We start from the raw sequence: 12,927 nt of genomic DNA on the forward strand, positions 1-12,927 counted from the left end.
CGGACTGCATGTACTGCGACCCGCTTCCTGCGCTGCACGCGCCCGTTTTGCAACGACCGATGCGGTTGCCTTGGTCGCGCGACAACGCACTGGCTACGCTGCGCAGCGGGATGAAGCGTGCGCCAGTCCCTGCGTCTTCCGACACGGCTTTGCTACTGTGCGTGGCTGCCGTGTACCGCCGCCACATCAGGATGTGATTGCATGATGTCGAACTCCGCACCCACCGCGCGCCTGACAGCCGCGCCGCCGTTGTCCTCGCGCCTGCTTGCGCTCGTATTCGCAGCGGCGTCGCTGGCCGCTTGCGGTCAACGTGCAGCCGGCACCTCGCCAGCGGCGGCCACTGCAGGCGCGCCTGCAGTGGCAACAACAGCGAGCGCCAACGCAGCGTTGCCGTTGATCCCTGCAGCGGTCGAAGTCGAACGCGGTAGCGGCAGCTTTACGGTGGGCACCGGCACGGTGATCTCGATCTTGCCCGGCGATGCCGATGCGCGCCGCAGTGCCGAACATCTGGCCGATCTGCTGCAGCGCACACGTGGGCTGCGGCTGGAAGTGCGGGTCGAACCCAGCGCATCGCCGGGCAGCATCCGCCTGGAGCGTACTGCGCAGGCGCCGGTGGCACACAAGGAAGGCTACAGCCTGGAGGTGGATGCCAAGGGCGTGCGCATTGCCGCGCGCGATGGCGCCGGCTTGTTGTATGGCGCCATCAGCGCCTGGCAACTGATGACACCGGATGCGCGCAAGGGCGAAGTCCAGCTGCCGTCGGTGGCGATCCGCGACTGGCCGCGTTTCAGCTGGCGCGGCCAGCATCTGGATGTGGCCCGCCACTTTCATGATGTGGCCACGGTCAAGCATGTGCTCGATACGATGGCCTTGCACAAGCTCAACGTGCTGCATTGGCATCTCACCGACGACCAGGGTTGGCGTATCGAAATCAAGCGCTACCCCAAGCTCACCGAGGTTGGCGCATGGCGCACGCCTCCGGGTGGCGGCCAGCACGGCACGCCGCAGCGTTATGGCGGTTTCTACACGCAGGAGCAGATCAGCGAGATCGTCGCGTATGCGGCGCGCCTGCACATCACCGTGCTGCCCGAGCTGGACATGCCCGGGCATGCGCAGGCAGCCGTTGCCGCCTACCCGGAAGAAGTGGGCGTGCCCGGCGTACGCACCCAGGTGGGCGTGGACTGGGGCGTGAACCCGTATCTGTTCAACACCAGCGAACGCAGCCTGAGCTTCATCACCAACGTGCTGGATGAGGTGCTGACGTTGTTCCCGTCGACCTACATCCATATCGGTGGCGATGAGGCGGTGAAGGATCAATGGGAAGCCTCGCCGGCCGTTCGCGCACAGATGCGCAGGCTGGGCGTCAAGGACGCGCATGCGATGCAGGGCTGGTTCAACGAACAGCTGGCGAGCTACCTCACCCAGCACGGCCGGCGCATGATCGGCTGGGATGAAATTCTGGAAGGCGGCGTGCCGGCCAGTGCATCGGTGATGTCGTGGCGCGGCGTCGAAGGCGCGGTGGTGGCGGCAAAGCAAGGTCACGATGTAGTGCTTGCGCCGGGCGACTGGTTGTATCTGGACAATTTGCAGACCACGCGCAGCGACGAACCGAACGGCCGGCTGACCGTGTTGCCGCTATCCAAAGTCTATGCATTCGATCCGGTGCCGGCCGAGCTCAGCGCCGAACAGGCCAGGCACGTGCTGGGCGCACAAGGCGCGTTGTGGTCCGAATACATTCCGTCCAGATGGCATGTGGATCACGCCCTGTTCCCGCGTCTGTCGGCGGTGGCGGAAGTGACCTGGTCGCCGCCGGCAGCACGTAACTGGAACAGCTTTCTGACGCGCCTGCCGGCACAGCTACAGCGCTATAAGGCACTGGGCATCGACTACAGCGACGGCGCCTTCGCCGCCGATATCGCGCTGGAATCCGGTCCCAACCCGGTACTCGCCGGCGGCCCGGCCAAGGTGGCGTTGAGCACGCAGACCGGTGCGGGCACCCTGCACTACTCCATCGACGGCAGCGAGCCCACGCCGGCATCGCCGCGTTATCAAGCACCGTTTACGATTCAATTGCCAACCACGGTCAAGGCCACTGCGTTCGATGCCAACGGCACGCCGCTGGCGGCCACGCGCAGCCGCAGCTTCGATCGCGCCAGCCTGTTGCGGGTGGACACGCAAGGGCTGCGCCACTGCGTGGAGTCCGGCACGCTGGGCCTGCGCCTGCCGCTGCTGCCGGAGATGACCGGCGCCGACACGCCGGTCTACAACGTCGATCTGTTCCATGCCTGCCGCATGTATCCGCAAGCGCGCCTGGACGGGATCGGCGCGATCCGCATCGACGCCGCACGTCTGCCGAACAACTTCGGTCTGGCCCACGAGCAATCCAAGGTCGTGCAGTACCCGGCCAAATCGCGCGGCGGTGAGCTGGAAGTGCGACAAGGCTGCGAGGGCGAACTGCTAGCCAGCGTACGTCTGCCCCAGGGCGACGGCGTGGGCGAGCAGCTCACCCTGGAAACCCCATTGCCTGCACGCACCGGCGTCCATGATCTGTGTCTGCGTTTCACCGCACCCATTCGCGGCCCGTTGTATGCCATCGGCGCCGTTCAATTGATTGAAACCACCGCGCAGGCGCCCCCCGCCGCCACGCGCTGATCCATCCAAGGAGAGTCACCCATGCCCCTGTCCCGTCATCGTTTCGTCCCCGCCCCCGCCCGTCTCGGGCTTGCCCTGGCCTTGGCCATCTCGCAGGCCTGGGCCGCGCCTCCCACGGCAGAGACCCTGGATAAAGGCTGGCAGGTGCGGCTGGTGCCGGGGCAGGAACAAGCCAAGACCTATCCGAAAGCCGCAGCGTGGTTGCCGGCGCAGGTGCCTGGCGCGGTGCAGACAGATCTGATCGCCGCCAAGATCGTGCCCGACCCGTTCTATCGCGATAACGAAGGCAAGATCCAGTGGGCGGGCCTGAGCGATTGGCAGTACCAGACCCGCTTCAACGTGGATGCGGCCACGCTCAAGCGCGAGCACGTGGAACTGGTGTTCGATGGCCTGGATACCTTTGCCGAGGTCACCCTCAACGGCAAGCCGCTGCTCAGCGCCGACAACATGTTCCGGCAGTGGCGGGTGGATGCGAAATCCCTGCTCAAGCGCGGCAACAACGTGCTCGAGGTCAAGCTGTACTCGCCGATCAAGAAGATCCAGCCGTGGCTGGCCAAGCAGCCGTATGCGCTGCCGGGTGCCTACGATTCGGCGTTCGGCGACGAGCCCGAATCGCGTCACAGCTCCACTTATGTGCGCAAGGCACCGTACAACTTCGGTTGGGATTGGGGCCCGCGCATGGTCAACGCCGGCATCTGGAAAGATGTGCGCGTGGAAGCGTGGGATGCCGTGCGTGTGGACGGGCTGCATATCGCCCAGCAACGTGTGGACGCGGACGCTGCGCAACTGCAGGCGCAGCTGGAACTGCAGGCAGGCCGCAGCGGCCCGGTGCAGGTGACGCTGGATGTGCTGGGCCCGGATGGGCAAAAAGTCGGCCAATTCACCCAGGACGCGGTGGTCGACCCGGGCCAGAACCGCATCGACCTGGCGGTGCGCATCGCCAAGCCCAAGCGCTGGTTCCCGGCTGGCTATGGCGCGCAGGACCGCTACACCTTCGTGGCCAGCGTGCGCGACGCCGATGGCGACAGCCAGCAGATCAAGCGCGCCACCGGCCTGCGTTCGGTAGAGCTGCGCCGCGAAAAAGACAAGTTCGGCAAGAGCATGGAGATCGTGATCAACGGCATCCCGATCTTCGCCAAGGGCGCCAACCTGATCCCGCTGGATGCGTTCCCCGCGCGCGTCAGCCCCGAGCGCATGCGCAGTACCCTGCAGGACGCGCGCGATGCCAATATGAACATGCTGCGCATGTGGGGCGGCGGGCATTACCAGGACGACCACTTCTACGAGGTGGCCGACGAGTTGGGCATCATGATCTGGCAGGACTTCATGTTCGGTGGCGCAGTGCCGCCGTACGACGTGGAGTTCCGCGAGAACACCCGGCAGGAGGCCATCGAACAGGTCAAGCGCCTGCGCGACCACCCCAGCATCGTGCTGTGGTGCGGCAACAACGAAGTGCAGACCGGCTGGGAAAACTGGGGCGACCGGGTCAAGTTCAAGCAGTCGGTGGACCCGGAAGAACGCAGCCGCATCGAGCGCGGCATGACCACCTTGTTCGGTACCGTGTTCCGCGAAGTGGTGGCCACCTACGATAGCGACGTGCCGTACTGGGCTACTTCGCCGGGCACCAATTTCGATGGCGCTGCGGACCAGGCCAACGATGGCGACATGCACTACTGGAAGGTGTGGGGCGGCCCTGCGCTGCCGGTCACCGAATATCTCAACGTCACCCCGCGCTTCATGTCCGAATACGGCCTGCAGTCGTTCCCGGACATGCGCACCGTGCGCGCGTTTGCCGAATCCGGCGACATGGATCCGGAATCGCCGGTGATGCGCGTGCATCAGAAGTTCGACAAGGGCAACGGCAACAAGCGGCTGATGCTGTATATCCGCCGCGAATTCGGCGAGCCCAAGGATTTCGAAAGCTTCGTCTACCTGAGCCAGCTGATGCAGGCCGAAGGCATCAACCTGGCCGCCTCGCATCTGCGCGCCTCGCGCCCGCAATCGATGGGTTCGCTGTACTGGCAGCTCAACGATGTATGGCCGGGCGCGTCGTGGTCCAGCGTGGATTACTACGGCCGCTGGAAGGCGCTGCACTACCATGCACGCCGCTTCTACGCGCCGGAAATGATCGCCGCGTTGCGTAACGACAAGGGCCAGACCGAGGTCTCGCTGGTGTCCGACCGCACCACGCCGCTGGCGGCACGCTGGCGCATGCGGGTGATGAGCATGGACGGCAAGCTGCTGAGCAAGCGCGAAGAAAAAGCCAGCGTCAAACCGCTCAGCAGCCTGCAGGTGGGCAACTTCAGCGACAAGCAATTGCTGGGCAGCGCCGATCCCAAGCGGACCTACGCGGTGTTCGAGTTGTTCGACGGCGAGAAGCTGCTGTCGCGTGAAGTGGTGTTCTTCGCACCGGCCAAGCAGCTCGCAATGCCGGCCGCAAAGATCGACAGCCAGTGGCGCGCCGATGGCGACGGCTATGCGCTGACGCTGACCAGCAACACGCTGGCGCGCGAGGTGTGGCTGTCGTTCGGCGATGTGGACGCCACGCTGTCGGATAACGCCTTCGACCTGCTGCCCGGCGAGCCATTGACCGTGCGCGTGAGCAGCAAGGCTGCGTTGGCACAGCTGCAATCCACCCTGCAGGTGCGCGACCTGGCGAGCACGCTGGCCGGTGCACCGCCGGAGCCGCAGGAAGCGCCGGCCGCGAAATGAGCCACGACCGGGCGCGATTGATGCGTTATTCGGGCCCGTCTCCCGCGGTATGGGAGACGGGGTTGCCGGCCGCACGGCAGTCTCGCTGGGCCCGATCATGCAGCCAGCGGAGCTGACGGTTGTGCTGGCAACGCCGGGCGCAGACGTTGCACACGGCAAGGGAAGGCGCGTCTCAATCGCGAGGTTTTACGACAAGGCCGCTGTTCTGCACCGCGCTGGCAACGCTCGCCGCACAGACACGGATCTGGCAATGACGTACCAGCCAGCCCCAGGTAACGACCGGCAACCGCGCAGCGTTCCCCAAACCCCTGTTCTGCCGCGCTCCCTGCGGCAGCACCCAAGACAACGCGCGGCGCTGACCGCTGCGCAGGAGTAGATCGATGTCATCCGTGTTTGTATCGCGCCTTGCCATTGCGCTGGGCCTGAGCCTTGGCTTGCCGTGCAGCGTGCATGCCGCCACTGCCCAGCGCGCCGGTAGCCCCGAACAACGTGCCGCTGCCTTGGTGGCGCAAATGAGCCGCGAAGAGAAAGTCGCCCAGGCGATGAACGATGCGCCAGCGATTCCGCGTCTGGGCATCCCCGCCTACGAATGGTGGAGCGAAGGCCTGCATGGCATCGCGCGCAATGGCTACGCCACGGTGTTTCCACAGGCGATCGGCCTGGCCGCCAGCTGGAACACCACGCTGATGCAGCAGGTGGGCACAGTGGTCTCCACCGAGGCGCGCGCCAAGTTCAACCAGGCTGGCGCCCCGGGCAAGGACCACCCGCGTTACGCCGGGCTGACCATCTGGTCGCCCAACATCAACATCTTCCGCGACCCGCGCTGGGGCCGTGGCATGGAAACCTATGGCGAGGATCCTTTCCTCACCGGGCAACTGGCGGTCGGTTTCATCCGCGGTTTGCAGGGCGATGATCTGGAACACCCGCGCACGATCGCCACACCCAAGCACATCGCCGTGCACAGCGGCCCGGAGCCGGGTCGGCATGGGTTCGATGTGGATGTCTCGCCGCGCGATGTGGAGGCGACCTATACGCCGGCCTTCCGCGCGGCGTTGGTCGAGGGCCAGGCCGGCTCGGTGATGTGTGCCTACAACTCGCTGCACGGCACCCCGGCGTGCGCGGCCGACTGGCTGCTCAACGGCCGCGTGCGTGGCGATTGGGGCTTCAAGGGCTTTGTGGTCTCCGACTGCGATGCGGTGGACGACATGACCCAGTTCCATTACTTCCGCCCCGACAATGCAGGTTCGTCTGCCGCAGCGCTCAAGGCCGGGCACGATCTCAACTGCGGGCATGCCTATCGCGACCTCGGGACCGCCATCGAACGCGGCGAAGTGGACGAAGCGCTGCTCGATCAATCGCTGGTGCGCCTGTTTTCCGCACGCTATCGGCTGGGCGAACTGGAAGCCCCGCGCAAGGATCCGTACGCGCGGCTTGGCGCGAAGGACATCGACAACCGCGCCAACCGTGCATTGGCCCTGCAGGCGGCTGCCGAATCGATCGTGTTGCTGAAGAACGCCGATGCCACGCTGCCGCTGAAAGCAGGCACGCGGCTGGCGGTGGTCGGCCCGAATGCCGATGCATTGGCCGCGCTGGAGGCCAACTACCAAGGCACCTCAGCTGCGCCGGTGACGCCACTGCTCGGCCTGCGCGAGCGCTTCGGCACCCAGCAGGTGCGCTACGCGCAAGGCGCGCCGTTGGCTGCCGGCGTGCCGGGCATGATTCCGGAAACGGCATTGCGTAGCGACGGCAAGCCGGGGCTGCGTGGCGAATATTTCGACAATGTGGACATGACCGGCGCGGCCCGCGTGGTGCGGCAGGACCGCGTGGTGAGCTTCAACTGGGACCAGGTCGCCCCGGCAAAGGGCGTGCCGGCCGACCGTTACGCCGTGCGCTGGAGCGGCGAGCTGCTGCCACCCGGTGCCGGCGATTACACCCTGGCAGTGCGCGTGGCGCGCTGCTTCGATTGCACCGGCCACGACCCGGTGCGGCTCTACATCGACGACAAGCTGGTGGTTGCCGGCAATGCCGAAGACAAGCACGTGCCGGCCGGCATGCACAACGCCGATGGCCGCAGCGTGGAAACCGTGCTGCATTTCGACGATACCCGCCCGCGCAAGATCCGCCTGGAAATGGAGCACCGCGGCCAGGACCAGGGCGTGCGCCTGGAATGGCTGGCACCGGCAGCCGCGCAGCTGGCCGAAGCAGAACGGGCCGTGGCGCAGGCCGATGCAGTGGTGGCCTTCGTCGGCCTGTCGCCGGATGTGGAAGGCGAAGAGTTGCGCATCGATGTGCCCGGCTTTGACGGCGGCGACCGCAACGACATCGCCCTGCCCGCCCCGCAGCAAGCGCTGCTCGAACGTGCAAAGGCCTCCGGCAAGCCGCTGGTGGTGGTGTTGATGAGCGGCAGCGCAGTGGCGGTGAACTGGGCCAAGACGCATGCCGATGCGATCGTGGCCGCGTGGTACCCGGGCCAGTCCGGCGGCACCGCCATTGCCCGTGCGCTGGCCGGCGACGACAACCCCGGCGGGCGGCTGCCGGTGACGTTTTACCGCTCCACCAAGGACCTGCCGGCATATGTCAGCTACGACATGAAGGGCCGCACCTATCGCTACTTCAAGGGCGAGCCGCTGTTTCCGTTCGGCTACGGGCTGAGCTACACCAGCTTTGCGTATGCGGCGCCGCGCCTGTCCACCACCACGCTGCAGGCCGGCAGCACGCTGCAGGTGACCACCACCGTGCGCAATACCGGCACCCGCGCCGGCGATGAAGTGGCACAGGTGTATCTGCAATACCCGGACCGCCCGCAATCGCCGCTGCGCAGCCTGGTCGGCTTCCAACGCGTGCACCTCAAGCCGGGCGAACAGCGCGAACTCACCTTCACGCTGGATGCGCGTGCGCTGAGCGACGTGGACCGCACCGGGCAACGCGCGGTGGAAGCCGGCGATTATCGCGTGTTTGTCGGTGGTGGGCAGCCGGGTACCGGTGCGCCGGGCGAGGCAGCAGCATTGACGATCCAGGGTCGGTCGCCGCTGCCCAAGTAGGCGCGTGGTGGCGTTGATGCGTGCAGGCGCCGGTTCAATGCCGACGCTTGTGCGCAGACGGCATACGCAGCAATTCGGGTGCGTCGTCAATCGCCTGCTGGTGCCCGCACGGTGTCTTGTGCAGACGTGTCTTTTAAAGCCGTGTGGGCGCATCGGCGCATCGTGCCTATCCAAAGATGGCGGCCAGCGCACGCGCGCTTCCTGCAAGCGCCCTTGGCGCCCTTGGCGCGGGTGGTGCAAGCGTCGACACCCCGGCCACCAAAGGTTTGCGCGCATACGCGCAAGCCAAGGACCAGCCCGCCAGCCACGCCGTCGCACAGCCGCGCATACGGCAACGAATTGTGCGGGCGCACTATGCATATTCGGCGCACACGTTGTATGGTCATCAGGAATTGGTCATGCATAGGTCTCATCGCTCTGGCTGCCCTGCGGCGGCCGCCAGCGCAGGGATGAGGGTCGTGCGGATCGCCGGTCGAACCCATGGAGTCTTGAGGTCATGCATACCCGCCGCGACATCCTTCAGCTGCTCGGCGCCAGCGCCGGTGCCGGTTTGCTGGCCAGCGCCCTGCCCGCGTTCGCGGCCGTGCCTGCTGCACGTGCTTCCACTGCGGGCGGTGGGTTCGTCAGCAAGCGCCCGCCCAAGGCGCAGCGCCGCTTCGTCAGCAAGGCAGTCGAGCAGCAGATCGTGCAGATCAAGGCGCAGATCGCCGACCCGGAACTGGCCTGGCTGTTCGAGAACTGCTACCCCAACACGCTCGACACCACCGTGGAAACCGGCACCCGCAACGGCAAGCCGGACACCTTCGTCATCACCGGCGACATCCATGCGATGTGGCTGCGCGATTCGTCCGCGCAGGTGCACCCGTATGTGCCATTGGCCAAGCGCGACCCGGCGTTGCGGCGCATGTTCCATGGCCTGATCCAGCGCCAGGCTGCGTGCATCAAGCTCGACCCCTACGCCAACGCCTTCCTGCCCGATGGCCAGACCCAGCGCCTGAAATGGTCGCTCAACGACATCACCGAGATGAAGCCCGGCGTGGGCGAGCGCAAGTGGGAAGTGGATTCGCTGTGCTACCCCATCCGCATCGCGCACGAATACTGGCGCGCCACCGGCGATGCCGCACCGTTCGACGACGACTGGCGCGAAGCGATGCACGTGGTGGTGCGCACCTTCCGCGAGCAACAGCGCAAGGACAACCGCGGCCCGTACGTGTTCCAGCGCCCCTCCCCGCTGGCCACCGAAACGCTGGTGCTGGAAGGCTACGGCCAGCCGACCAGGCCCAACGGCATGATCCATTCGATGTTCCGTCCCTCCGACGATGCCTGTGTGTTTCCGTTGTTCGTGCCGGCCAACCTGTTTGCGGTGACCTCGCTACGGCAATTGGCCGCGATGAGCACGGCATTGCATCGCGACACCGCCTTTGCCGCCGAGTGCACCGCACTGGCCGATGAAGTGGAAACCGCCACCCGCCAGTTCGGGCAATTGCGCGACAGCGATGGGCAGGCGTACTGGGCATTCGAAGTGGACGGCTTCGGCAACCTGCTCTTCATCGACGACGCCAACGCCCCCGGCCTGCTCAGCCTGGCCTACCTGGGCTGCTGCGACCGTGCCGACCCGGTGTTCCTGCGCACCCGCCAGCTGGCCTGGAGCGAGCGCAACCCGTATTTCTCGCGCGGCACCGCCGCCGAGGGCGTCGGCAGCCCGCACAGCGGCATGGGCACCATCTGGCCGATGTCCATCGTGCAGTACGCGCTGGTCAGCGACGACGACGCACAACTGCGTCAATGCCTGCAGTGGCTGAAGACCACGCACGCCGGCACCGGCTTCATGCACGAGGCATTCGACAAAGACACCCCGAGCACCTTCACCCGCGACTGGTTCGCCTGGGCCAACACCTTGTTCGGCGAACTGATCATCGACCTGCATCAACGCAAACCCCAGCTGCTGCGTAGCGCCTGATTCCCAGCGGGAAAGGCGCAGCGTTCGGCGCCTTCCTTCTCCCCTCGGGACCTCGGTCCCCTTCATGGGGAGAAGGTGCCCGAAGGGCGGATGAGGGTACGGCGCACCCACCTCGCGACATCAGAGACCACACACATGGCAACACGACGCGGTTTTCTCCAAGGTGCCATCGCCGCAGCACTGTTCGGTAGCGTCGGCCTGCCCGGCATGGCCCGCGCGCGTGCCGGCAACTACGCGCTGCCGGCCGACGCGCACACCCGCGCCGATCTCACCCGCCATGTGGATGTCTTCATCGGTACCGGTGGCCACGGCCATACCTTTCCCGGCGCCACGCTGCCGTTCGGCATGGTGCAGCTGAGCCCGGACACCTACAACGCGGTGTGGGATTCGTGCTCGGGCTATCACGAGTCCGACGGCTCGATCATGGGTTTCTCGCACACGCATCTGTCCGGCACCGGCATCGGCGACATGCTGGATTTCCTGCTGGTGCCCGCCACCGGCGAAGTCAGGCTGGTGCCCGGCCCGCTCGACAATCCGGACGCCGGCTACCGCTCGCGCTACGACCATGCCGATGAAGCCGCATCGCCCGGTTACTACCGCGTGCGCCTCAAGGACAGCGGCGTGCATGCCGAACTCACCGCCACCGCGCGCGCAGGCCTGCACCGTTACCACTTTCCCAAGGGCAAGCCGGCACACGTGCTGCTGGACCTGTGCCATGGCATGCAGGACAAACCCGGCATCCCCACCCGCGTCAGCGATGCGCAGCTGCGCGTGGTCGACGCACAGACCCTCACCGGTGGGCGTCGCGTGTATCAATGGGCCAAGGGCCGTTACATCTACTTCGCGCTGCGCGTCTCGCGCCCGTTTGCGCGCGTGCAGCTGTACAACGAAGACCAACCGCTGGCTGCCGATGCGCGCAGCAGCGACGGCGTGCATCTCAAGGCTGCGCTGCACTTCCCCGATGCATCCGACGCCCCGCTGCTGATCAAGGTCGGTATCTCCGCGGTCAGCGCCGACAACGCCCTGGCCAACCTCGACGCCGAACTGCCCGACTTCGACTTCGCGCGCGTGCATGCGCAAGCCGTCGCCGCCTGGGAAAAAGAACTGGCCCGCGTGCGCATCGACAGCGACGACGAGGCGCAACGGCGCATCTTCTACACCGGCCTGTATCACAGCCTGCTGGCACCGACGCTGTTTTCCGACGTGGACAACCGCTACCGCGGCATGGACCTGCAGATCCACACCGCGCCTGCCGGCTACCACAACTACAGCACCTACTCGTTGTGGGACACCTACCGCGCCGCGCATCCGCTGCTCACGCTGGTGCAGCCAGAGCGCGTGCCCGACCTGGTGCAATGCCTGGTGCGCGGCGCCAACGAATGCCCGGACGGCGTGGGCATCTGGCCACTGCAAGGCGTGGAAACCGGCTGCATGATCGGCTACCACTCGGCCGTGGTATTGGCCGAAGCGCATGCCAAGGGCTTTACCGGCATCGACTACAAGGCCGCATGGCCGGCGTACCGCAAACGGGCAATGGACGACACCACCCACGGCCTGGGCGAGTACCGCAAACTCGGTTATATCCCTGCCGACAAAGTGGACGAAGCGGTCAGCCGCACGCTCGAATACGCCTACGACGACTGGGCCTGCGCACATCTGGCGCAAGCTGCGGGCGCCACTGATGATGCAAGCGCATTGCGCGAACGCTCGCGCAATTACCGCAACGTGTTCAATCGCGACAGCGGCTTCGTGCAGGCGCGGCTTGCCGACGGCAGCTGGGCCACACCGTTCGACCCGCGCGGCATGGGGCACATCGCCAAGTGGCGCGATTTCACCGAGTCCAATGCCTGGCAGGCCACCTTCCTCAATCAGCACGATCTGTACGGCTACATGGACTTGTACGGCGGCCGCGACGGCTTTGTCGCCAAGCTGGACGAGCTGTTTTCCACCAGCTCCGACCTGCCCGCCGACGCACCGCCGGACATCGACGGCCTGGTCGGCCAGTACGCGCACGGCAATGAGCCCAGTCACCACGTGGCGTATCTGTTCGCCTATGCCGGGCAACCGTACAAGACCCAGGCGATGGTGCGCCGCTTGCTGCGCGAGCAGTACCACGACGCGCGCAACGGTCTATCGGGCAATGAAGACTGCGGGCAGATGAGTGCGTGGTTCGTGCTCAGCGCGCTCGGGTTGTATGCGGTGGATCCGGTCAGCGGCAACTACATCGTGGGCAGCCCGTTGTTCAAGCGCGCCACGCTGGATGTGGGCAACGGCCGCACCCTGCGCATCGTGGCCAACAACAACAGCGCGCAGAACGTGTACGTGCAATCGCTGACCTGGAACGGCAAGCCGCTCAACCGCGCCTGGCTGCGCCATGCCGATCTGGCAGCAGGCGGCACGCTGGAATTTGTCATGGGGTCCAAGCCGAATCCCGCTTTCGGTGCGAACAAGCAGGATCTGCCGCCGTCGTTTGCGTAAGACAGGCCGGGCACACCGCCTGCCCATGCCTGCCGCTTCGCTCCGTTTCATCGCCATCCATCACGCGTTACCGTCGAGAACCGC

At 66.1% G+C, this 12,927-nt stretch carries 5 protein-coding genes; all 5 read left to right on the top strand.

The window, feature by feature from the left end; genetic code table 11:
* Window positions 1–201: 201 nt before the first annotated feature.
* The 5 genes from M3O59_RS14730 to M3O59_RS14750 all read left to right on the top strand — a co-directional run bounded on the left by M3O59_RS14730 (window position 202) and on the right by M3O59_RS14750 (window position 12,843).
* Complete coding sequence (locus tag M3O59_RS14730; protein WP_181920566.1) at window positions 202–2,652, top strand: family 20 glycosylhydrolase; 2,451 nt, start codon at window positions 202–204, stop codon at window positions 2,650–2,652.
* A 21-nt stretch (window positions 2,653–2,673) separates the two neighbouring features.
* Window positions 2,674–5,364: a beta-mannosidase gene (locus M3O59_RS14735; RefSeq protein ID WP_181920565.1), complete on the top strand. Its 2,691-nt coding sequence runs from the start codon at window positions 2,674–2,676 to the stop codon at window positions 5,362–5,364.
* A 380-nt stretch (window positions 5,365–5,744) separates the two neighbouring features.
* A complete protein-coding gene (locus M3O59_RS14740) occupies window positions 5,745–8,405 on the top strand; it encodes a glycoside hydrolase family 3 C-terminal domain-containing protein (RefSeq protein ID WP_116905964.1) in 2,661 nt (886 codons plus the stop codon).
* A gap of 496 nt (window positions 8,406–8,901) precedes the next feature.
* Window positions 8,902–10,365, top strand: a complete 1,464-nt coding sequence (locus M3O59_RS14745; RefSeq protein ID WP_116905963.1) for a glycoside hydrolase family 125 protein — start codon at window positions 8,902–8,904, stop codon at window positions 10,363–10,365.
* A gap of 135 nt (window positions 10,366–10,500) precedes the next feature.
* Window positions 10,501–12,843: a GH92 family glycosyl hydrolase gene (locus M3O59_RS14750; RefSeq protein WP_116905962.1), complete on the top strand. Its 2,343-nt coding sequence runs from the start codon at window positions 10,501–10,503 to the stop codon at window positions 12,841–12,843.
* Window positions 12,844–12,927: the final 84 nt, after the last annotated feature.

This window comes from Xanthomonas nasturtii, assembly GCF_023337365.3.
Classification (GTDB): Bacteria; Pseudomonadota; Gammaproteobacteria; order Xanthomonadales; family Xanthomonadaceae; genus Xanthomonas; species Xanthomonas nasturtii.

Bases quoted from the DNA above. Each gene is read 5' to 3' on its own strand.
- M3O59_RS14730 (WP_181920566.1), top strand. From the start codon at position 202: ATGATGTCGAACTCCGCACCCACCGCGCGCCTGACAGCCGCGCCGCCG.
- M3O59_RS14735 (WP_181920565.1), top strand. From the start codon at position 2,674: ATGCCCCTGTCCCGTCATCGTTTCGTCCCCGCCCCCGCCCGTCTCGGG.
- M3O59_RS14740 (WP_116905964.1), top strand. From the start codon at position 5,745: ATGTCATCCGTGTTTGTATCGCGCCTTGCCATTGCGCTGGGCCTGAGC.
- M3O59_RS14745 (WP_116905963.1), top strand. From the start codon at position 8,902: ATGCATACCCGCCGCGACATCCTTCAGCTGCTCGGCGCCAGCGCCGGT.
- M3O59_RS14750 (WP_116905962.1), top strand. From the start codon at position 10,501: ATGGCAACACGACGCGGTTTTCTCCAAGGTGCCATCGCCGCAGCACTG.